The organism is Rhodococcus sp. T2V (genome assembly GCF_029269925.1).
Classification (GTDB): domain Bacteria; phylum Actinomycetota; class Actinomycetes; order Mycobacteriales; family Mycobacteriaceae; genus Rhodococcus_F; species Rhodococcus_F koreensis.
Genome location: NZ_JARJBD010000127.1, coordinates 1 through 21706 on the forward strand (window position 1 = coordinate 1; position 21706 = coordinate 21706).

At 67.2% G+C, this 21706-nt stretch carries 17 protein-coding genes and 1 pseudogene; 12 read left to right on the forward strand and 6 right to left on the reverse strand.

Annotated features, from left to right (window positions below):
• The 6 genes and pseudogenes from P3H15_RS48305 to P3H15_RS48330 all read right to left on the reverse strand — a co-directional run.
• A pseudogene (locus tag P3H15_RS48305) lies at window positions 1-205 on the reverse strand (sugar ABC transporter permease); the annotation flags it as partial.
• 3 nt (window positions 206-208) lie between these two features.
• Window positions 209-1075: a phosphodiesterase gene (locus P3H15_RS48310; protein ID WP_276143845.1), complete on the reverse strand. Its 867-nt coding sequence runs from the start codon at window positions 1073-1075 to the stop codon at window positions 209-211.
• Window positions 1076-1103: 28 nt separating this feature from the next.
• On the reverse strand, window positions 1104-1856 hold the full coding sequence (locus P3H15_RS48315; RefSeq protein WP_276143846.1) for a tyrosine-protein phosphatase: 753 nt from the start codon (window positions 1854-1856) through the stop codon (window positions 1104-1106).
• Between the two features lie 29 nt (window positions 1857-1885).
• Window positions 1886-3247 carry an extracellular solute-binding protein gene (locus tag P3H15_RS48320; RefSeq protein ID WP_276143847.1) on the reverse strand — a complete coding sequence of 454 codons (1362 nt, stop codon included), beginning with the start codon at window positions 3245-3247 and terminating at the stop codon, window positions 1886-1888.
• Window positions 3247-4416, reverse strand: a complete 1170-nt coding sequence (locus P3H15_RS48325; protein WP_276143849.1) for an ABC transporter ATP-binding protein — start codon at window positions 4414-4416, stop codon at window positions 3247-3249. Before P3H15_RS48325 ends, P3H15_RS48320 begins: the two co-directional genes overlap by 1 nt.
• A 162-nt stretch (window positions 4417-4578) precedes the next feature.
• Window positions 4579-5448, reverse strand: a complete 870-nt coding sequence (locus P3H15_RS48330) for a MurR/RpiR family transcriptional regulator (protein WP_276143850.1) — start codon at window positions 5446-5448, stop codon at window positions 4579-4581.
• A gap of 399 nt (window positions 5449-5847) precedes the next feature.
• On the opposite strand from P3H15_RS48330, the gene P3H15_RS48335 reads away from it, so the two are divergent.
• The 12 genes from P3H15_RS48335 to P3H15_RS48390 form a co-directional block, all read left to right on the forward strand.
• Window positions 5848-6774 carry a fatty acid desaturase gene (locus P3H15_RS48335; RefSeq protein WP_276143851.1) on the forward strand — a complete coding sequence of 309 codons (927 nt, stop codon included), beginning with the start codon at window positions 5848-5850 and terminating at the stop codon, window positions 6772-6774.
• 14 nt (window positions 6775-6788) lie between these two features.
• On the forward strand, window positions 6789-7040 hold the full coding sequence (locus tag P3H15_RS48340) for an acyl carrier protein (RefSeq protein ID WP_276143852.1): 252 nt from the start codon (window positions 6789-6791) through the stop codon (window positions 7038-7040).
• Window positions 7041-7889: a cyclopropane-fatty-acyl-phospholipid synthase family protein gene (locus P3H15_RS48345; protein WP_276143853.1), complete on the forward strand. Its 849-nt coding sequence runs from the start codon at window positions 7041-7043 to the stop codon at window positions 7887-7889.
• Window positions 7886-9073, forward strand: a complete 1188-nt coding sequence (locus P3H15_RS48350) for a cytochrome P450 (RefSeq protein ID WP_276143854.1) — start codon at window positions 7886-7888, stop codon at window positions 9071-9073. Before P3H15_RS48345 ends, P3H15_RS48350 begins: the two co-directional genes overlap by 4 nt.
• A gap of 216 nt (window positions 9074-9289) precedes the next feature.
• Entirely contained in the window at window positions 9290-10858 is a 1569-nt protein-coding gene (locus tag P3H15_RS48355; RefSeq protein WP_276143855.1) for a fatty acyl-AMP ligase, read from the forward strand.
• The gene (locus P3H15_RS48360; RefSeq protein WP_276143856.1) at window positions 10830-11258 is read left to right on the forward strand and encodes a PaaI family thioesterase; all 429 of its coding nucleotides are present in this window, start codon (window positions 10830-10832) and stop codon (window positions 11256-11258) included. The genes P3H15_RS48355 and P3H15_RS48360 overlap by 29 nt, the downstream gene beginning before the upstream one ends.
• Before the next feature lie 339 nt (window positions 11259-11597).
• A complete protein-coding gene (locus P3H15_RS48365) occupies window positions 11598-12941 on the forward strand; it encodes a cytochrome P450 (protein WP_276143857.1) in 1344 nt (447 codons plus the stop codon).
• A gap of 450 nt (window positions 12942-13391) precedes the next feature.
• Window positions 13392-14324 (forward strand): LysR family transcriptional regulator, encoded by a 933-nt coding sequence (locus P3H15_RS48370; protein WP_276143858.1) that lies wholly within the window; start codon window positions 13392-13394, stop codon window positions 14322-14324.
• A gap of 80 nt (window positions 14325-14404) precedes the next feature.
• Window positions 14405-16108 carry a long-chain fatty acid--CoA ligase gene (locus P3H15_RS48375; RefSeq protein WP_276143859.1) on the forward strand — a complete coding sequence of 568 codons (1704 nt, stop codon included), beginning with the start codon at window positions 14405-14407 and terminating at the stop codon, window positions 16106-16108.
• A gap of 179 nt (window positions 16109-16287) precedes the next feature.
• The gene (locus P3H15_RS48380; protein WP_276143860.1) at window positions 16288-17523 is read left to right on the forward strand and encodes an NAD(P)/FAD-dependent oxidoreductase; all 1236 of its coding nucleotides are present in this window, start codon (window positions 16288-16290) and stop codon (window positions 17521-17523) included.
• Complete coding sequence (locus P3H15_RS48385) at window positions 17520-18125, forward strand: SGNH/GDSL hydrolase family protein (protein ID WP_276143861.1); 606 nt, start codon at window positions 17520-17522, stop codon at window positions 18123-18125. Before P3H15_RS48380 ends, P3H15_RS48385 begins: the two co-directional genes overlap by 4 nt.
• 31 nt (window positions 18126-18156) lie before the next feature.
• Window positions 18157-21706 (forward strand): beta-ketoacyl synthase N-terminal-like domain-containing protein (locus tag P3H15_RS48390; protein ID WP_276143862.1); only part of this gene is annotated, 3550 nt, incomplete at its 3' end.

Sequence of the window (21706 nt, forward strand, 5' to 3'; positions counted from 1 at the left end):
AGAGCCCGACGGTTTCGGCGAGCGGCTTGTAGATCCAGACGATCAGCAGCACGACCGCGGGCAGCAGGTACAGGTATGGCGTCAGGCCGCGGGCGAAGCGGCCGGCCGGGAATCGGCGGACGGTGACCAAACGGTCCAGGTCGCCAGGGTGAGCAGCGTCAGCCGGGCCGGCCCGCTCGGCCGTGGCGGGAACTTCGACGAACATCGGCTACCGCGCCGCGCCGGTCGTGAGCTGCTCAATCGAGGCCCGGATCTCGTCCGCACTCATCTCGTACACGGTGGGCGACACCTCCAGCGGGACGACGGTGTGCAGGACGCGGTCGCGGTAGACGTGCACCATGTTGAACCCCTGCGCGCCGTCCTGGCCGCGGATGCCGCCCTGGTCGACGAGCAGGTCCTGGGTGTAGCAGGTCGCCGATGCCACCGACACCGGGATCCCGGCGAAGGTGCACGTGGTGGAGTAGTGCAGGTGTCCGGCGAGGATCCCGCGGACGTCGGTGCCCGCCAGCACCGTCTCGAGTCGATGCTGATCCTTCAGCTCCACCGGCTCGATGGCGTCGAGCAGACCCGGGACCGGCGGATGGTGCAGGGCGAGCAGAGTACCGTGCGGGGCCGGCTCCGCGAGGACGCCGGTGAGCCACGCGAGTTGCTCGTCGCTGATCAGACCGTGATGGAACCCGGGAACCGTGCTGTCCAGCACGATGATCCGCAGTCCGCCGACGTCGACGACTGCGTCGACCGAGTCCTGCGTGGGTTCGGCGTCGAGCAGGCCGCTCCGGAAGGCGGGCCGGGCGTCGTGATTGCCCATCACCCAGATCACCTTCGCGCCGAGACGCTCCGCGGCGGGCTCGACGATCCGGCGCAACCGCACGTACGCCTCGGGCTCCCCCGCGTCGGCGAGGTCGCCGGTGAACACGATGGCTTCGGGGCGCTGCCCGGTCTTCTCGAGCCGCTCGAACAGCCGGGAGAGGTTGGCGTCGCTGTCGACGCGGTCGTGCAGCAGGTCACCGTCGGTGACGAAGTGGGTGTCGCTGACGTGCAGGATGTAGTGGTCGGGTTCGCCGTACTGGGACATATCGGTGGTTCTCCTCGGGAAAAGTGGATCAGACGACGAGCGCGGCGCGCAGGTCGTCGAGTTCGGCCGCGGTCATGCCGTGGGCCAGCAGGTACTCGCGAACCCCGCCGTGGGAGTGGGTGATCGAGTCCAGGGTCGCGCGCATCAGGGCGGCGGGACTCGCGCCGACCAGGTGGTCGACGTCGACGGCGTCGGGAAGTCCGCGCGACCGCATCTTCTCCGCCATCGCCAGCGACCAGTCGCCGGCCAGCATAATCTCGGTCATCGCGTAGTCGGCGACCACGTCACGCCGGTCGACCCCGACCGCGGTCAGGGTCAGCGCGATGACCAGTCCGGTGCGATCCTTGCCTGCGGTGCAGTGCACGACGGTGGGAGCATCACCTGAGGCGGCGATCGCCCGGACCGCCCGGGTCAACCGCTGTCCGTGCTTCGCGATCATCTCGCGGTACACCGTCGCGAGATCGTAATTGGCGCCGTCCAGATCGATCTCGCCCTCGTACACCGGCAGGTGCAGGCCCCGGTGCCCGACGCCGTCGAGGGCGCTGGGTGCATCGGCGAGTTCCTGCTGTTCCCGCAGGTCGATGACGAGGGCAAGGCCCCGCTCCCGGAGAATGCCGCGGGCCGAGTCGTCAAGCCGGTGCAGGGCGTCCGAGCGGAAGAGCTTGTTCCACCTGGTCACCGCTCCGGGACCGGCGGCGAAACCACCGAGGTCCCGGAAGTTATAGGCGCCGTTGAGGTTTAGGCGCCGATGATTCGCCGAAGTCGGCAGAGTGCTTGTCATGATCGGGTGTCTCGTTCTGTTCATGGTGCTTATCGGATGAGTTCCTGCACGCGCTGCTGCGCGGCCGCCATGGTGGGCGTGGGGTCCTTGCCGTAGAAGACGGAGTCCTCCACCGCCTGGGCGAGGATGTCGTCGGCCTGAACGTAGCTGTTGCCGGGGTAGGACTTCCACGGCTCGAGCCGGTCGAGCTGACCGAGGTTCGGGGCGAGGAGCGGGTTGCCGTCGGCCCACGACTTCAACGACGCGGGGTCCTGGGTCAGCGAGGTCCGCAGCGGTAGGTATCCGATCTTGCTGGAGATCTCGGTGTAGGCGTGATCGCTCGTCATGAACTTGATGAACTCCCAGGACGCCCGCTGCTTCGCCGGTTCCTGCGAGAAGGTGAACAACGCCGACCCGGAATTGGTGGGCACGGCCTGACGGCCCTCGAACGCCGGCAGTGGTGCGGCCCGCAGATCCCAGCCGCCCGCCGCCGCCGACTTGAGATACATGCCCTGGACGGCCGACGTGATCAGCTGCATGGACACGTCGCCCTTGGCGAAGCTCTCCATCTGTCCGGCCGAGTCGACGTTGGCGAGTACGCCGTCGTCGAACAGCTGCCGCAGCATCGTGACCGCCGACACCGATTCGGGCGTACCGAATTCGATGGTCTTGCGGTCCTGGGACAACACGTTGCCGCCGGCGGACCGGAACAGCGCCTGCATGCACCAGTTGCCGCCCTTGACCGAGCAGGACACCGACAGCGCCGGCTTGCCCGTCGCGGCCGTGACGGCCTTGGCGGCGGCGGCCACCTTCGGCCACGTCGACAGGTCGGCGTCCGCGGGCAGCCCGGCCTTCGCCAGCGCTGTGGCGTTGTAGAACAGGATGGGCGTGGAGAACACGTACGGGATGCCGTAGGTTTCGCCATCCCAGTCGCCGAGCGTCGCCGCCCGCGGGTGGAACGGGTGCGTGCCGGCGAAGTTCGCCTGGACGGCATCCTTGCCTGCCAGGGCGTCGAGGGACTGCGCCCCGAGCTGGTTGACCGCGAAGTCGAGGGTGTCGAAGGTCAGCTGGGCGACGTCGGGCGGCGAGCCGGCCAGCATCTGGGTCTGGACGCTGCTCGCCGTGCCCGAACCCACGGTGCCGCCGCCCTGCGGCGGCTGTCCCTTGACGTGGATGTTCGGGTGCTCGACCTCGAAGTCGGCGATCAGCCCGTTGATCACGTCGGACCACAGCCCGGCCTGCGCCAGGTTGTAGGACTCGAAGACGATGTCCACCTGCTGGTTCGGGTCGAGTTCGGGCACCGGGTCGCCCCCGGAGCCGGGTCCGGCCGCGCCGCCGCCGGTGGCGCATCCGGCCAGGGTGGCCGCGGCCACGGCCGCCACCAGGACTGCCGCGAGTTTCGTTCTACGCATCACACTGCTCCTGTTACGAAAGATTCTGCGGTGGGCCGGTTCACCGCGGGGCGAACCGGCGAGTGGGGGTCTGGAGTCTCCGGGACGTCCACCCATTCGAGGCGGCGCCCGGTGGCCCGGTCGAAGAGATGCAGGTGCGCCGGGTCGGCGGTGAGGACGACGGACCGGTTCGGGCGCAACCGAATCGGGCGCGGCGCGCGCACGCACACCGTGCCGCCGCCGACCTTGCAATACGCGACCTGCTCACTGCCGAGGTTCTCGATCGAGGTCACGTCCACCGACAACCGCACCGGCAGGTCGCCGGACGGGTCGGCGATCCGCAGATGCTCGGGGCGGATGCCGAGCACAATGTCGCGGCCCTCGGTCTCCCCCGGCCACAGACTTGCGTGCACACCATCCGCGCTCGCGACGACCGTGCCGCGCACGGCGGCGACCCGCGCATCGAGCAGGTTCATCGCGGGGCTGCCGAGGAAGCCGGCGACGAATACCGACGCCGGCCGGTCGTAGACGTCCTCGGGGGTGCCGAGTTGTTCGAGGGCACCGTTGTTCAGCAGCGCGATCCGAGTCGCCATCGTCATCGCCTCGACCTGGTCGTGGGTGACGTAGACGAACGTCGCCCGGAGTCGCCGGTGGAGTTCGGTCAGTTCCCGGCGGGTCGCGGTGCGCAACTTGGCATCGAGGTTCGACAGCGGTTCGTCCATGAGGAACGCCTTGGGGTTCCGGACGATGGCGCGGCCCACCGCCACGCGCTGCCGCTGCCCGCCCGACAACTCCTTCGGCTTCCGGGTGAGCAGGTGCGCGATGTCGAGTTGCTGCGCGACGGCCTCGACGCGTTCCGCGGCCTCCGTCTTGCGGATCTTCTTCACCCGCAACGGGAACGCGAGGTTCTTCGCGACACTCAAGTGCGGGTACAGGGCGTAGTTCTGGAACACCATCGCGACGTCGCGCCTGCGTGCGGGGGCCGTCGTGATGTCCTCGTCGTCGAGGAGGATCCGGCCGCCGGTCGGTTCGAGCAGGCCCGCGAGCATCCGCAGCAGCGTGGTCTTCCCGCAACCGCTGGGCCCGAGCAGGACCAGGAAGTCGCCGTCACCGATGTCGAGGTCGATGTTGTCGACGGCGGTGACGCCTCCGAATGTTCGACTCAGATTCTCGATCCGAATCCTGCCCATGGCCTTCTCCCGATGAAATCGCGTTACCCGATCTCGAAGAGTCGGGAATCCTGGTTACAGGGGAAGTTAGCCTGGCTAAAGTAAACGTCGGCCGAACGCCGCGCCAACCGCCGGTGATGGTTGGCGCAACGCTTGCCGCAAACCCCGCCGGGGCGGTGCGCGTTATGAATCAATCAGCGGCACCGTGTGTTTGAACGCCGCGGCGGCGGCCTCGGCCGAGCCACCCCGCCGCTGGCAGACCGCGACCTGTAGCCCGATCAGGAACGCCACCTGCACCACCGTGGCCGACGCGCCCAGCCCGCCCCACGGCCCGCTGCCGCCACCGACCACCAGTCCGATGTCGGACAGCTCCACCAGCGTGGACTTCGCGTAGCTGGTCACCCCGATCACCGTGGCCCCCGCTCCCCGCGCCGCCTCGGCCGGCCGCAGCGTCACCGAGTTGAGCCCGCTGTCGCTGACCGCGAGCAGCACGTCCCGCGAGGTGAGCTGCGCAGCGGTGAGCTGCTGGATCACCGCGTCACTCGGCGCCTCCGCGGGCCGGCCGTTCGCCAGGAACCGGACTGCCACCGCCGCCGCCGACGGACCCGAGCCGCCGTTGCCGACGACCAGCACCCGCTCCGCGGTGGCCAGCGCCTGCACCGCCCGCTCGAACGCGTCCTCGTCCAGCGGCGCCAGCGCGCCCCCGAGCTCAGTGGCCAGTTCCGTGAACACGGTCCGCAGCAGTCCGGCCCCGGACCGCTCACCCGAATCCGCGTCCGCAGCAGATGCGCCCACCGCACCGAGATCGCGCAGCAGCAGCATCCGCAGGTGCTGAAACCCCTTAAACCCCAGGTTCTGGCAGGCCCGGATCACCGTCGCCGTCGACGTCCCGGCCTGTTCCGCGACGTCCGCGGCCGACCACCAGGCCACCTCCCGCGGCCGCTCCACACACACCTCGGCCACCCGGCGCTCGCTCGGCGCGAGCCTTGGCGCCACGGCGCGGATCGCGGACACAGTCGCCCCCACGGGCGGATCACTCGGTGTGGAAGTCATGACCAGTAGATAGCACAAGATGTGAATCCGACACGTAATGGTGATCGACCCCGAGCAACTGATACTCGTCGATCTGCGCCCATCGACCACTTGGTTTCCCAGGCCCCACCAGCGCCGATGCAGACGATCGAGGTGTCGGCAATTCGCGGCGCGCTCCGAGGCAGATGTCACTCGGGATCACACGCATGTGAAGGAAGGCGGCGGTCCGAGAGAGCGCATGTCTCTCCCGAACCGGATGAAGTACCGGTCCGAAGGATGGATCAGCGGTCGCACTTGTGCAATAGGAACCGCGAACCCGACATGCTGACGACCCGATGGTTCGGCACAGTGATCCGCACACACACTTGCCACACTCATCGGGGATCGACTCATCGGGGATCGACTCATCGGGGATCGACTATGACTGAACCGAGTTCGAAACGTAAGACCGTCAGCAACCCCTACCTGCATCGTTTGCAGACACGCCATTTTCTGTTGTTCGACGTACTGCCGTTCTTCGGTGTAGCGGCCGCGATAGGGTTTGCCTGGGTGCGCCCCGTGGGTGTGACGGACGTGGTCTTGCTCTTCGTGATGTGGGTGGTGACCGGACTGGGAATCACCGTCGGCTACCACCGGTTGTTCACGCACCGCACCTTCAAGGCCTCGTCCTCGGTGCAGGCCGCGTTGACGATCGCCGGTTCTATGGCCGGGCAGGGCGGGATGGTGTCCTGGGTGGCCATTCACCGGCGCCATCATGAGTGCAGCGATCGTGACGGAGACCCGCACTCGCCCAACCTCTGCGGTGACAGTTTCCTGGGCCGTGCTCGCGGCCTGGCGCATTCGCACTTGTTGTGGATGCGCCGCCACGAGTACCCGAACATCGCACACTACGCACCCGACCTGCTCAAGAATCGGTCGCTGATGAAAGTTGCTCGCCTCTATTACTACTGGGTCGCGCTCGGCCTGCTGGTCCCGGCGATCATTGGCGGGCTGGTGTATCAGAGCTGGACGGGCATCGTGAGCGGATTTCTGTGGGGCGGCCTGGTCCGCATCTTCGTTCTCGAGCACATCATCTGGGCAATCAATTCGCTTCTCCACATGTACGGCACACGTCCGTACCGGTCCCGGGAAAACAGCCGCAACGGCGGAATCTTCGCCCTGGTCTCGTTCGGTGAATCGTGGCACAACAACCATCACGCCTTCCCCGAGTCGGCGTCCTTCGGACTCGACTGGTACCGGCCCGATCCGGGCTACTGGTTGATCAGAACTCTCGCCGTACTCGGTCTGGCCCGGGACGTCGGGTTGCCCACCAAAGAGCGCATGCACGCAAAGCGCACAGCAGCGTAAGGATACGATCGAACATGACTCGCGAAGACATCGTCCAGTGGTGCCAGCAGTACCTCGCGAACCTACTCGCGGTCGCACCTGACTCCCTCGATCCGCATGCGGACTTCGACCGTCTCGGTCTGGACTCGCCGCTGGCGGTGTCGCTGCTGATCGAGATCGAGGAGCGCTACGGCGTCGACCTACCGCCGGAGGAATTGTTCGAGAACCCGACTCTGCACGCTGTCGGCGAATACGTGCACCAGCACCTTCGGCAGGACGTGGTGTAGATGGACGCGGCCACCGCCATCCGGCACCACTACGACGTCGGGAACAGCTTCTACAGTCTGTGGCTGGACAACTCGCTCACCTACTCGTGCGCGATCCGCAGTGGCACCGACGACACTCTCGAGGCGGCGCAGGATCGGAAGCTGCGATTCCACCTGGATGCGGTGCGCGCCGAGAACGCGACACGGGTGCTCGACATCGGGTGTGGGTGGGGCGCGATTCTGAAACGGCTGTCGGACCACGGTGTCGACCGCGCGGTCGGCCTCACGCTCAGCGACGAACAGGCGGCGTACGTGCGCTCACGCGCATACCCCGGCGTTGACGTGCGTCTCGAGAACTGGCGGGACTACGACCCCGCCGACCGTTTCGACGGCATTATCTCGATCGGCGCGTTCGAGCACTTCGCAACACCTGGTGATTCGATCGCCGAGAAGATTGGGGTCTATCGCGACTTCTTTACCCGGTGCCGCGGCTGGCTGCACGGCGACGGCAGGATGTCGCTGCAGACCATCGCCTACGCGAACATGTCCCGCGAGAGCGCCAATCCGTTCCTGCAGCAGGAAATCTTCCCGAACGCCGACCTGCCGACGTTCGCGGAGATCGCGTCCGCCGTCGAGGGGGTCTTCGAGGTCGAATCGGTCCACAACGGGAGGCTCGACTACGCCTGGACCTGTGAGCAGTGGGCGCGGCGACTGCGCCGGCACCGCACCGAAGCCGTCGAACTGGTCGGCGCCGATGTGGTCGCCCGCTACGAGCGGTACCTGAAATTGTCGGCTCTGGGTTTCCGGATGGGCAAGATCTGCCTGCTGCGAATTGTCCTCCGGCCCCACGGCGATAAGCATTTCGGATGAGGTTCAATCCGTTCGGTGCCGATGTCCGGCGCGACCCCTATTCGGTATACCGGCAGCTGCGCGAGGCGCCGGCGCACAAGGTGCTCGGCATGTGGGTGCTGACTCGCCACGCCGACGTGCGGGCGGTGATGCTCGACCGTTCGTTCAGCGCGGGGCTGATCCCGCAGTTGATCCGCCGGCAGGCCGACCGGCACGTGCGCGGCGCGATGGGGCCGATCGAGCGGCTGGCGACCAAGTCGCTCGTGTTCACCGACAATCCGGACCACGCGCGGCTGCGCGCGCTCGTGAACCGGGTATTCACGGCGCACGCTGTTGCCGCGCTTCGGCCCGCCATCGCCGCCGTTGCCGAGGAGCTCGTCGAGAATGCTCACCGGCATGGTGGCATGGATGCCATCGCCGATCTCGCGGCGCCGCTGCCGCTGCGGGTGATGTGCGACTGGCTGGCGTTGCCGGATGGTATGCGCGTCCAGGTCGGGCAGTGGACACACGAGATCCGGTTCCTGCTCGAGCCGGGGCTGATGACGGGCGACGACTTGACCCGCGTACGGGCCGCCGTCGAGGAGTTCGCGCAGGCCCTGGCCGGGGAGATCGCGCAGCGGCGGGCACACCCGCGCGAGGACCTGATCAGCCGGCTTCTGGCCGCGGAAACCGCGGGCGGCGACAGGTTGAGCGACGAAGAGGTGACCTTCGTGTGCATCATGTGCTTCGTCGCAGGCAACGAGACAACCCAAGCCCTCATCGGAAATGGGCTACTCGCGCTCCTGCGGAACCCGGCGCAACACCTGCGGCTGCAGGCGCGACCCGACTTCGCGAAAGGTGCCGTCACCGAAACGCTGCGCTACGACAGCCCGCTGCAACTCACGAAGCGGGTAGCCACCCGCGACGTCGACCAGATCCGTGCGGGCGATCAGGTGTTGCTGTGCTTGGGTGCCGCCAACCGTGATCCCGAGGTGTTCGCCGACCCGGATCGCTTCGACATCACCCGCAACCCCCGCGAGCACCTCGCATTCGGTCACGGCATGCACGGATGTCTCGGCGGGGCGCTCGCCGAACTGCAGGCGCAGGTCGCCCTCGAAACCCTGTATCGGCGCGCCAAGGACCTGAGACTACTGACCGACCAACATCAGTGGCAGGACCACAGCCTGATCGTGCGCGGTCTGAAGCATCTCGCGGTGGCGCTGTGAACCTCCCGCCGATTCCACCTGCCGGCGGCGCGACATCGTTCGCCCGCAGGCTGGACCGCGTCCGTCCGGGCTCTGAACCGCTGCCGATGCGGCCATCGGCAAGGGCGAACTGTGGGGCAACCCTTCCTCTATGCGACATCCACGACGTGGTCGTCGAGCTCGCCTGGCGCTCGGATGTGAATCCGGCCTCCGCCAGACCGATCGAGAGGACGGACGATGCGAGTACTTCCTGACATCCTGCAAGCCCGCGCCGCGAATCAGCCAGACGATCGTGCCTACGTCTTCCTCGACGAGCGCGGCGCGGAGGACCAGGTTCTCACCTACAGTGAGCTGTACTCCCGCGCACTCGGTGTCGCCGCGTACCTGCGCGAGCGGTGCGAACCCGGCGACCGCGCGATACTGATGTTCCCGCCCGGACTCGACTTTATCGTTGCCTACTTCGGATGCCTCTACGCTCACGTGATTGCCGTGCCGGCGAGTCCACCCCGCAACGGCCGGATCCGGGACGCCACTCGTAGCATCATCACCGACTGCGACCCGGCGATCGTGCTTACCAGCATCGACGACATCGACCCCGGCTCGGACTTTCATCCCGAGCAGTGCGACGCCGCGTCCGTCGCCTTCCTGCAGTACACGTCCGGATCGACGTCGGCCCCCAAAGGCGTGATGGTCTCGCACGGAAATCTCGCCGCGAATCAGGAGCAGATCCAGCGAGCAATGGGCCACAACGAGAAGTCGACGTTCGTCGGTTGGGCTCCGCTGTTCCACGACCAGGGCTTGATCGGCAACGTCCTGCAGCCCATGCACCTCGGTGCGACGAGCTACCTGATGTCGCCTCGGGTGTTCATTCGCAGACCGTTGCTGTGGTTGTCGGCGATCTCGAAGTACCGTGCCCACTCCAGTGGTGGGCCGAACTTCGCGTTCGATGCCTGCGTCGCACATGCACAACGCGCCGATCGTCCAGCCCTCGACCTGAGCAGCTGGAGGGTCGCATTCAACGGGGCGGAACCTATTCGGCCGGACTCGCTGCGCAGATTCGCCGAGACGTTCGCCCCGTTCGGGTTCGACCCGAACGCCCTGTACCCGTGCTACGGCCTGGCGGAGGCGACGCTGTTCGTCAGCGGTAGCCGAAAAGGTCGCGGCCCCAGATTCCTCGAGGCCGACAGCGACGAGCTCGGCCGCGGACACATCGTGCAGGGCAGGGGCCGGACACTTGTCGGGTCCGGAATTCCCGAGGCGGACATCCGAATCGTCGACCCGCAGACGCGGGCGCTGTCGGTGCCGAACCGGATCGGCGAAATTTGGGTGGCCGGCGCGCAAGTCGCGCGAGGTTACTGGAACGGGCCCAATCCGGATGCGTTCGCTGACGGATACCTACGCACGGGCGATCTCGGGGTCGTGATCGACGACGAACTGTATGTAGTCGGACGGCTCAAGGATCTGATCATCATCCGGGGCCGCAACTTCTACCCACACGATATCGAGCTGACCGCCCAGTCGGCGCATCCGGCGGTGCGCCCCGGAGGGTGCGCCGCATTCGCGGTTCCAGGCGTTGATACCGAACGGCTCGTGGTCATCGCCGAGGTCCGCGAGGAGCTGCCCGACATCGCCGGCTCGATCCGCGCGGCGATTGTCCGTGAGCACGAAATCGCCGTGACGGACCTCGTACTGAGCGCGGCCGGCCGGCTCCCGAAGACAAGCAGCGGAAAGATCATGCGAACTGAGGCCAAGACACGCTACCTGGAAGGCGGTTTCGATGTTGAACGCGACGAATCCCGAGTTTGAACAGTTCGTGAAAACGGCGGTCCTGACCATGCCCGCGGCCATGCATCTCGGCTTCCATTTCGGCCACATCGCGCCCGGCGAGGTCGAGCTCGTACAGCCGTACCGCACGGAGCTCACCGAACACAACGGTCTCTTCCAGGGCGGCGTCATCGGCGCGCTGGCGGACTTCGCCGCCGGCGCTGCCGCCGGCACGCTGCTACCCGTCGGCTGGGTGAACATGACCGCCGACTACACCGTCAAGCTGCTGGCACCGGCCGAGGGCGAGACCATCACCGCGCGCGGACACGTCCTCAAACCCGGCCGCGCGATCACCGTCGCCACGGCCGACGTCTACGCCGGCGAAACGCACTGCGCCACCGCGCTGGTCACAATGCGCAACGTTCCGCTGGCGAAGGAGTGAGGATCCCTCGAGGTGTTCGGGTCGAGATCATTGGTCGGGTGTGGACCCGCTGCGGGTCGGCTTCGGTGAGGGTGAGCGGCGCCACAGGCCATTCCTGCGATCGAAGGGTCCGGTGGACGGGGCCAGGGGGACGGGGCTGCCTCAGTTGGTACCTATGCCACGGCAGGAACCGCAGACCTCGACCATCAACGAAAAAATACAACGCGACGAACTTCTGCTCGCCGCACAATCACTCGGCGGTGCAGCCTCGACCGGCAAGAACTTTGGTACTACTCGGTACCGTACTCGACACACCCGTGGTACACGCGGTATCACGCGACCGTTAGGACGTTGCACCGGATGAGCGAAGCACCACCTGTCGACCAGCAGGGCGCACTCCCGCTGCCCGCGGTACGACTGCCACCTGCACCACGCATCCCGAAGGCCGTGCAGAGTATTGCCTTCACGCTCTCCCGACGACGAACGATGGAGAACATCGCCCGCCGCTACGGCAAGGCCTTCACCCTCAACCTGCCGCTATTCGGCGGAACCGTGGTGATCGCCGATCCGGGGCTTGCCAAGCAAATCTTCACCGCCAACCCCACCGTCGTCGGCAACATCCAGCCCAACCTGAGCAGGGTGCTAGGTCCAGGCTCGGTATTCGCTCTCGACGGTGCGGATCACCGCAAGCGCCGACGGCTGCTGACCCCACCGTTCCACGGCAAGAGCATCAAGAACTACGAGCAGATCATCGAGGAAGAGACGCTGCACGAGACGGTCGACTGGCCGGAGGGCAAAGAGTTCGAAACCCTCGAGCCGATGATGCGGATCACCCTCAACGTCATCTTGCGCGCAGTGTTCGGGGCCGACGGAGCGGAATTGGACGAACTGCGACGGCTCATACCGCCATGGGTCACGCTGAGTTCACGACTGGCAGTGCTTTCCACACGGAAGCGCACCTACGGTCGCTACACCCCCTGGGGTCAGGCCGCCGAGAAGCGGCGTCAATACGACGCCATCATCGACAAGTTGATCAACAACGCCGAATCCGACCCGATCCTCGATGACCGCACAGATGTTCTCGCGATGATGTTGCGCAGCACCTACGAGGACGGTTCGGTCATGTCGCGCCAGGACATCGGCGACGAGCTGCTCACGTTGCTGGCCGCCGGCCACGAAACCACAGCATCCACCCTGGCGTGGGCCTTCGAGCGGCTGAGTCGGCACCCGGAGGCGCTCACCGCGCTGGCCTCCGAGGCGGACACAGACGACAGCGAACTGCGCCAAGCGGCCATTCTCGAGGTGCAGCGGACTGCCACCGTTATCGACTTCGCCGGCCGGCACGTGTACGCGCCCGTGTTCGAGATCGGCGAATGGGTAATCCCACAGGGGTACTCGATAATGGTCAGCATTTCGGCGATACATAAGGATGCAGCAGCATTTCCTGACCCCAGAAAGTTCGATCCCCAACGGTTCGTCGGCGTCCGACCCCACACGAACGCCTGGATACCGTTCGGCGGCGGGACCCGACGCTGTGTGGGGGCGACATTCGCCAACATGGAGATGGATGTGGTGCTCCGAACGATACTGCGGCATTTCGACATCGAGACCACAACGGCGCCAGGTGAGAAGTGGCACTCACGCGGGGTCGCGTTCACGCCGAAGAACGGCGGCCGCATCGTGGTGCACCGGCGCAACACCTGAATCCCCGTCAGATCCGCACTTACCTCGATCGATCTTGCGCGCATCGTAATAGGTAGAGGGAGGCCATTCGCGAAATCTCCTCGGACTACGGCGGCGGTCGGTGGGACGGCATTGGTGCTCGACCAGATCACGCCGGGTACGCCGAAGCCCGACAAAACTGGGGAGGCAGCGGTGTCGACCACCCCGGCCGGCTCTGCGATTGAAACGGCGCACCGGATCCCGTGGCGAAGCCGGCACCGCTGCACCGCGGCGCCGAGCCTCAAAGAAGCCGCCGTCCTCGTAGGCTGTGATCGTGGGCGGGTGTATCCGGTACCAACCGGATACACGACAGGACGGGCAGGGTCTGGTTCACGCAGTGCTCATGAGCGCTGCTCGGTACGTGCGCGCGCAGTTCACCCGGAGTTATGGCACCCCGCTAGCGTTTCGGTTACGAGCTACTGGGGAGTGACTGTGGAATTCAGACATCTCGTCTCGTTCATCACTATTGCCGAAGATCTGCATTTCGGAAGGGCTGCGGCGCGGTTGCATCTGACCCAACCGTCGCTGAGCGCGCACCTGCAGAAGTTGGAGAAGTCCCTCGGGGTGCGGTTGGTCGCGCGCACGTCACACGAGGTGAAGCTCACAGCCTCGGGCCGGGAATTCGAGGTCCAGGCCCGGTTGATCATCGCGCAGATGGACAAGGCCGCCCAGATCGCCCGGGCGACCGCGGACGGTCGTTCCGGCACGTTGAATATCGGCTACAACATGCCGGCGAGCCGACACGTGCTGCCGTCCGCACTGGCGCGGATGAGCACCGCCCATCCCGACGTCGTAGTGTCCTTGTGGGAGAAACGTACTGGGCCACAACTCGACGGCCTCGCGGACGGTTGCCTCGACATCGCCCTTGTCTACGGTCATCCGCGCACCGCGGAATTCCGATACCGGCGCGTCCTGCGGAACATCCCGCTGGTGGCCGTCGTGGGGGAGGGGCACAGCTGGGCGGGACGGCCCGGTGTACCGTTCGCTGAACTCGCCGCCCAACCGTGTGTCATGTTCGCCCGCGAGCAGTGCCCGGCGATGTACGACTCGATCTTCGGTGCCGCATCGGACAGCAGGATCTCCCTCAACGTCGTTCAGATGGCGGATGATCCGGGCGCAACGGCACACATGGTGTCGGTCAAGTCTCTGGTGGGATTCGCGTCCTTGCCCCGGGCCTCCTCGGGAGGCCTCCTCGCGATGGGCACCAGTTCGGTGGCGGTGAAGCTGTTCGACCCGATTCCCACGATCGACTTGTATGCGGTGTGGCGGGCCGAGGAAACCAATCCTGCGGTGTGTTCCTTTCTCGATTGTATCGACCATTTCGACGAATCGTCGAGAATGAAGAACGGGCTTGTCGCTATTTGATTTCGGCGATAGAAATATACGTTCGGGCATTAGTTAAAAGTTCATTGCCTACCCGTGACGGTTGCCGAACAATTATCTCCATGAACTCTGTGTCGTTTTCTGGAAATGGTGTCGAACTGCCCGACGAATCGGGACTGTATTCGGTGGTGCGTGGCGCCACTGCCGATGCACCCGACCGGATCGCCCTGTGCGCGGGAGCAGACGGTGAGCAACTCACCTGTGCTCGGCTCGACGCCCGCATCCGGGCGCTGGCATCGGTGTTCGTCGAACGCGGTGTCCAGGTGGGTGATCGGGTCGCGGTCCTCGGGCGGACCGGCGTCGAGTGGGCGCTGGTGGATCTCGCTGCCCTCGCCATCGGTGCGGTGGTGGTGCCGGTGTACCCGACGTCGTCCGACACGCAGATCGCGCACATCCTCACCGACTCCGGTGCCACCTACTTCGCTGCGGAAACCGAGCACGACGCGGCGCGGCTGACCGAGGCCGGCGCGACGACGGTGTGGGGGTTCACCGAAGTCGCCACCTGGTCCCACGGTGACGAGGGCGACGAGCTCGACGCCCGGACCGCTGCCGTCCGGGCGGACGATCACGCCATGATCGTCTACACCAGCGGTACAACAGGTTCCGCCAAGGGATGCATTCTCACCCACCGCAACATGTTCGCCTCGGCCGCCAACACCGTCCTTCACACCGGCGACATGTTCGGCGGGGACGAGCGCGGGCAGGCCGTGACCGTTCACGCGCTTCCACTCGCGCACGTGTTCGGTCAGACGATCCTGTTCGCCTGCCTGATCGGCGGCACCCGCACGCACCTGCTGCCGGCCATCCCCGAACTGGTGCCGGTGCTGCCCCGAGTGCGGCCGACGTTCCTCGCCCTCGTGCCCTACGCGCTCGAGAAGATCCGCAAGGCTGCCCGCGGTCTACTGCCCACCGGCGGCGAAAAGGCGGCGGTCGAAAGGGGGATCGCCATCCTGCGCGGCCAGACCGACTCCGGGCAGCCCGTGGGCCCGGTCGTCGACCTGCTCGGCGGCCGGCTCACCCACGTCATCTCCGGCGGTGCCTCCCTCGACACCACGACGGCCGGGTTCTTCGCGGCCTGCGGCCTGCACATCCTCAACTGCTACGGGATGACCGAAACCGCCACCGCCGTCACCGTCAACGAGCCGGTCACCAACCGGCTCGAGACCGTGGGTCGTCCGATTCCCGGGACGACGGTCGCGATCGCCGACGACGGCGAGGTCCTGATCCAGGGCGCCAACGTGACCCCCGGATACTGGGGCGCTGCCGCCGACAAGACCCCGATCGACCGCGACGGCTGGTTGCACACCGGTGACATCGGGGAACTCGATACCGACGGCTATCTCCGGATCACCGGACGACGCAAGGAAATCCTCGTCACCAGCGGCGGAAAGAACGTCGCCCCCACCCCCCTCGAAGACCGGCTCCGGCTGCACCCCTTGGTGAGCAACTGCATCGTCCTCGGTGAGGGCCGCGCCTACATTTGCGCCCTGCTCACCCTCGACGCCGACCGCTGGGCGGCCTGGCGGCAGGACACCGGCGCCGCGGCCGACCGGGACGATGCCTGTCTTCGAGACGAGTTGCAGGGCGCCGTCGACGACGCCAACAGCCTCGTCTCCCGGGCCGAGTCGATCCGTGAATTCCGGGTCGTCGACGGCGACTTCACCGTCGAGGCCGGACTGTTGACCTCGTCGCTGAAACTGCGACGAACTGAAATCGAAAACACGTACCTCACCGAGGTTAATGACATGTACGCGGCGAGAGTGTGAATTCGAGGCCACGGTAGGTCGAATTTCCGGTGAAGACATTCGAATTGTTTTTCCGCCGATAGTCACCGACGATCGCCCGATCATTCACCCGCTCCGGGAATAGAGGAACGGTACGAGCCGAAGAATACTCGTTCCCAGACATGGTGACCGCGAAACGCGAAAACAGGAGAACCGTGAAAATGTATGACGTCATTGTTGTCGGCGCCCGGGTAGCCGGCTCACCGCTGGCGATGCTCCTCGCCCGTAAGGGATACCGGGTGCTCGCGGTGGACCGCGCCAGCTTCCCCAGCGACACCGTCTCCACCCACTACATCCACCAGGCTGGCCTCTCGCGCCTGAAGGACTGGGGGCTGCTGGACGAGGTCGTCGCCACCGGCTGCCCACCGATCCGGCACCTGAACTTCTCCTACACCGACATCGCCCTCGACGGCTTCGCCGACCCCATCGACGGCATCGATGCCGTGTACTGCCCGCGCCGCACCGTTCTGGACAAGATCCTCATCGAGGCCGCCGCTGAGGCCGGAGTCGAGGTGATCGAACGGTTCAAGGTCACCGACCTGGTCGAACACGACGGCCGCGTCGTCGGCATCCGCGGCACCGAGGGCGATGGGACGGCACTGGAATTCCGCGCTCCGATCGTCGTCGGCGCGGACGGGGCGAACTCGATTGTCGCATCGAAGGTCGGCGCCGACACCTACCGCGGGGCACCGGGCGGATGCTTCGTCTACTACTCCTACTACTCGGGCATCGACTGGGGCATGCACCACCGCACCGGATTCGGCCGCCAGCAGTTCGCGTCCTGGCCCACCAACGACGACCTGAGCCTGGTCGCCGTCATGCGGCCCCGCAGCCGGTTCCGGGACTTTCGGGCCGACCCCGACGCCGGCGTCAACGAGATCATCGACGCCATCGACCCGAAGTACGGAGAAGACCTGCGAGACCACGGAACCCGTGAAGAACAATTCCGGCCCATGCTGTACCCGGACAACTACTACCGGCAGTCCTTCGGCCCGGGCTGGGCATTGGTCGGCGACGCCGGCTACCACAAGGACCCCTTCACCGGCTGGGGCATCACCGACGCCTTCAAGTACGCCGAGCTGCTCTCGGAGCGGATCGACGACGGACTCAGTGGCCGTCGCCCGATGGAGGAGGCCCTCGCCGACTACCAGCGCACCCGCGACGAACAGAGCGCCGGCACCTACGAGTTGACCCTGAGTATCTCCGAACTCACCCTGACGCCCTACTACGACTCGGTGTTTCGGGCCGCCGCCAAGAGCCCGGCCTACACCAAGAAGTTCTTCGGCCTCATCGCCGGCGGCATCCCGGGCGAGGAGTTCTTTGCACCGCAGAACCTCGCCGACCTGTACGCCGAGGTCGACCTGCCCGAATCCGACCGACACCTGACCCCGGCATGAGCGGCCACGCCCTGACCGTGCTCGGCGACAGCTTCGTCGAGGGCCGCGGCGACCCGGCCCCGCACGGCGGCTACCGCGGCTGGGCGCCGCGGCTGGCCACTCAGCTGGGCCTGCGCGCCACCAAGGTGCACAACTTCGGCACTCACGGCGCCACCACCACCGATGTCGTGCACACCCAACTGACCCCGGCCCTGACCACGAAGGCACCACTCATCGGGGTCGTCGTCGGTGTCAACGACCTCGTCAGCGACTACGACGAGGCGCGTTTCGTGCGCAATCTGCGCACCATCTTCACCGCCCTCGCCGACACCGGCGCGACCGTGCTCACGGCCACCTACCCCGACATCCCCGCCCGCCTCCCGGTCCCGGACAACTTCAAGACCCTGCTGCGCACCCGCTTCACCGAAGCCAACCACGCACTCGCCGGCGTCACCGCACACACCGGCACTCTGCTGCTCGACCTCGCCACGACACCCGAGTGGGGCCGCGACGAGCTGTGGACCGACGACGGGCTGCACCCGAGCCCCACCGGCCACCGCCACTTCGCGGCCGCCGCAGCCGAGCTGATCGCGCACACCACCGCCACCACCATCGCCGCCTGAGCGGCCCGCCCGCACCTCGAGAGGACCCCTCGTGACCGCCGCAACCCCCGATCGGCTCGACGACCGACGACTGGCACGGAACCCGATCGCCATCGTCGGCATGTCCGGACTGTTCCCCAAAGCCCGCAACCACCGCGAATACTGGCAGAACATCGTCGACGGCATCGACTGCACCGAGGACGTCCCCGAGTCCCGCTGGAGCCTGGACGACTACTACGACGAGGACCGCACCGCACCGGACAAGACGTACTCGAGGCGCGGCGCCTTCCTCCCCGACATCGACTTCGACCCCCTCGAATTCGGGTTGCCCCCGAATCAACTCGAAGTCACCAGCACCATGCAGACCCTGAGCCTCGGCGTCGCTCGCGACCTGCTCACCGACGCCGGCGCCCCGGACTCGACCTGGTACGACCCGGCACGGACAGGCGTCGTGCTCGGCACGACCGGACCGGTGCCGCTGATGCATCCGCTCGCCGCGCGCCTGTCGACCCCGGTACTCAAACAAGTTGCCCGCAGCTGCGGACTGTCGGACACCGACGCGGGCACGCTCGCCGACAAGTTCGTCACCGCGTTCGCACCGTGGGAAGAGAACTCGTTCCCCGGACTGCTCGCGAACGTTGTCGCCGGCCGAATCGCCAACCGATTCGGGCTCGGCGGCATCAACTGCACCGTCGACGCCGCCTGCGCCGCCTCACTGGCCGCGATGCGCACCGCGATCGCCGAGCTGCTCGACGGCCGCGCCGACACCATGATCACCGGCGGAGTGGACACCGAAAACTCAATCTTCATCTACATGTGCTTCAGCAAGGTCGGGGCACTGTCCCCGACCGGGCGGATCAGCCCCTTCTCCGACCAGGCCAACGGCACCATCCTCGGCGAGGGCATCAGCATGCTCGCGCTGCGCCGCCTCGACGACGCCGAGCGCGACGGCAACCGCATCTACGCCGTCATCAAAGGCCTCGGCTCCTCCAGCGACGGCCGCTCCAAGAGCATCTACGCCCCCCGCGCCGAAGGCCAACGCGTCGCACTCGACCGCGCCTACACGGACGCGGACTGCTCACCGGCGTCGGTCGAACTGTTCGAGGCGCACGCCACCGGCACCGCGGTCGGCGACCGCACCGAACTCACCGCCCTCGGCGGCCTGCTCACCGACGCCAGCGACGAACCCCGCTTCGCCGCCCTCGGCAGCGTCAAGTCCCAGATCGGGCACACCAAGGGTGCCGCCGGCACCGCCAGCGTCATGAAACTCGCCCTCGGCCTATACCACCGCGTGCTCCCCGGCACCATCAACGTCGACAAACCCAACCCGGCCATCGACACCGCGGCCGCACCGTACTACGTCAACACCCGCACCCGGCCCTGGATCCGCGATCCCGAGCGCCCCGTCCGCCGCGCCGCCGCCTCGGCAATGGGATTCGGCGGCACCAACTTCCACATCGTCCTCGAAGAACACGCCACCCCGATCGCGGACCGGCGCACCCTGCACACCGCCCCGACCGCCCACCTGTGGCACGCACCCGACGTCACCGCCCTCATCGACCTCGTCCGCACCCAGCCCTCCCAGGACGGCGGCCAGATCCCCACCGATCACGTCCGGATCGGGTTCGTCTCCCTCGACGAGGACAACGAGACCCATCTGCGCGAACTCGCCGCCGACCAACTCGCGAACAACCCCGATGCCACGGCCTGGAACCACCCCGAGGGCATCTCCTACCGCGCCTCCGCACAACCCGACCTGCGTATCGGTGCCCTCTTCGCTGGCCAGGGCAGCCAGTACGTCGACATGGGAACCGCCGCAGCACTTGCCAATCCGCTGATCGCGGACACCTTCGACCGTGCCAACGCAGCATTCGCCGGCGAACCCCAGCGCCTCGGGGCGATCGTGTTCCCCCCGCCGGTCTTCGACGAGGCCGACCGCGACACCCAGGAAACCCTGCTGCGCCGCACCGAATTCGCGCAGCCGGCCATCGGCGCGCTGTCCGCCGGACAATTCCGCGCCCTCACCGAGCTGGGCTTCACCGCCGACGGCTACCTCGGACACAGCTTCGGGGAGCTGACTGCCCTGTGGGCGGCCGGGTCCCTGACCACCGACGACTTCTTCACCCTGGCCCGCGCCCGCGGCCGGGCCATGGCACCGCAGCCCGGCGCCGAGACCGGCACGATGCTCGCCGTCGCCGCCACCCGCGACGACGTCGACGCCCTGATCGCCGGCCTTGACGACGTGTGGGTGTGCAACCACAACGCCCCCGATCAGATCGTCGTCGGCGGCGGTACCGAGGCGGTCGCCGCGTTGGCCCGCACCTGCGCCGACCGCGGCGTCGCCACCCGCGAGCTGCCGGTGTCGGCGGCCTTCCACACCCCGTACGTCGGGCATGCCGTCGCCGCCTTCGCACCCGCCGTCGCGGCGGTGCGGATCGGTGAACCGGCCGCACCGGTGTACGCGAATTCACCCGGCGCCCACTACGGGGCGGACGTCGACACCAACCGCGCGACCCTGGTCGGGCAGCTCCTGCGACCGGTCGAGTTCGTCACCGCACTCGAAAACATGAAGCAGGACGGGTGCACGGTCTTCGTCGAATTCGGCCCCAAGCAGGTCCTGACCTCCCTGGTGCGCCGCACCCTTGGCGATGATGTCGTCGCCATCGCCACCGACGGCGGACCGCTCGGCGACAGCGACCTCAGCCTCAAGCGGGCCGCGGTCCAGCTCGCGGTGCTCGGGCTGGCCCTCGACGGCATCAACCGCTACCGCGACGTACCCCCAGCGCCGGTCGAGCGTCGCGGGATGAGCGTGAGCTTGTCTGCCCCGGAATACACCCCCGAACAGCGGCGCCGCGCCTACGCCGACGCACTCGCGGACGGCTACCGGGTCTCACCGGTCACCACGCCGGCCACATCGATCCCGGAACCGACCGCCACGCATTCCGCTCCGCTTCCGATCCCGTCGGCGCCGCCCGCCGTCGCCGCGACCCCCCTGCCCATCCGAGCAACGGAGAACACCGTGTCGCATCCCGCGGGGCAGTCCACCGGCCTCGACACCGCCCTGTCGCAGCACGTGGCAACCCACAACGACTACCTCGACGGCCAACTCGAACTCGCCCGGGAACTGGCCCGCGCCCTGAACGCCGCTCAGCTCGACGACGGCATGGTTCGCGCCGTCGAGGCCGTCAAGGATCACGGGGTGGCCATCAGCCACACCCACGCCCGCGCCACTGAAATCCTGGGCCACCTGGCCGAACTCGACACCCCCGCCACCGCCGGCACCACCGCTGCGGTGTCCTCCCGGACGGACCTGCCGGCGTTGCCGCCGCGCCCCGCACCGCAGCTGACGCCGACTCCCACGTCGGCCGCTGCCCCCGCACCCACCCCGATCCCGGCCCCGGTTTCCGCGCCCACCCCGGCCCCGCCGGCACCGAGCACACCGGCGACCCTCACCGCACCGATCGCCGCCGACACACCCGCCTCCTCCGCAGCCGTCGACGCCGCCGTGCTGCGGACCGCGCTGCAGGAAGTGGTGGCGGACAAGACCGGTTACCCGGTGGAGATGGTGGATCCGTCGATGGACCTCGAGGCGGATCTGGGGG

What these genes read in the sequence shown, in the direction of transcription:
- P3H15_RS48315 (WP_276143846.1), bottom strand. Translation starts at nt 1,856, where the DNA reads ATGACAAGCACTCTGCCGACTTCGGCGAATCATCGGCGCCTAAACCTC.
- P3H15_RS48325 (WP_276143849.1), bottom strand. Translation starts at nt 4,416, where the DNA reads ATGGGCAGGATTCGGATCGAGAATCTGAGTCGAACATTCGGAGGCGTC.
- P3H15_RS48350 (WP_276143854.1), top strand. Translation starts at nt 7,886, where the DNA reads ATGAGGTTCAATCCGTTCGGTGCCGATGTCCGGCGCGACCCCTATTCG.
- P3H15_RS48385 (WP_276143861.1), top strand. Translation starts at nt 17,520, where the DNA reads ATGAGCGGCCACGCCCTGACCGTGCTCGGCGACAGCTTCGTCGAGGGC.
- P3H15_RS48355 (WP_276143855.1), top strand. Translation starts at nt 9,290, where the DNA reads ATGCGAGTACTTCCTGACATCCTGCAAGCCCGCGCCGCGAATCAGCCA.
- P3H15_RS48345 (WP_276143853.1), top strand. Translation starts at nt 7,041, where the DNA reads ATGGACGCGGCCACCGCCATCCGGCACCACTACGACGTCGGGAACAGC.
- P3H15_RS48335 (WP_276143851.1), top strand. Translation starts at nt 5,848, where the DNA reads ATGACTGAACCGAGTTCGAAACGTAAGACCGTCAGCAACCCCTACCTG.
- P3H15_RS48340 (WP_276143852.1), top strand. Translation starts at nt 6,789, where the DNA reads ATGACTCGCGAAGACATCGTCCAGTGGTGCCAGCAGTACCTCGCGAAC.
- P3H15_RS48360 (WP_276143856.1), top strand. Translation starts at nt 10,830, where the DNA reads ATGTTGAACGCGACGAATCCCGAGTTTGAACAGTTCGTGAAAACGGCG.
- P3H15_RS48375 (WP_276143859.1), top strand. Translation starts at nt 14,405, where the DNA reads ATGAACTCTGTGTCGTTTTCTGGAAATGGTGTCGAACTGCCCGACGAA.
- P3H15_RS48380 (WP_276143860.1), top strand. Translation starts at nt 16,288, where the DNA reads ATGTATGACGTCATTGTTGTCGGCGCCCGGGTAGCCGGCTCACCGCTG.
- P3H15_RS48365 (WP_276143857.1), top strand. Translation starts at nt 11,598, where the DNA reads ATGAGCGAAGCACCACCTGTCGACCAGCAGGGCGCACTCCCGCTGCCC.
- P3H15_RS48320 (WP_276143847.1), bottom strand. Translation starts at nt 3,247, where the DNA reads ATGCGTAGAACGAAACTCGCGGCAGTCCTGGTGGCGGCCGTGGCCGCG.
- P3H15_RS48330 (WP_276143850.1), bottom strand. Translation starts at nt 5,448, where the DNA reads ATGACTTCCACACCGAGTGATCCGCCCGTGGGGGCGACTGTGTCCGCG.
- P3H15_RS48310 (WP_276143845.1), bottom strand. Translation starts at nt 1,075, where the DNA reads ATGTCCCAGTACGGCGAACCCGACCACTACATCCTGCACGTCAGCGAC.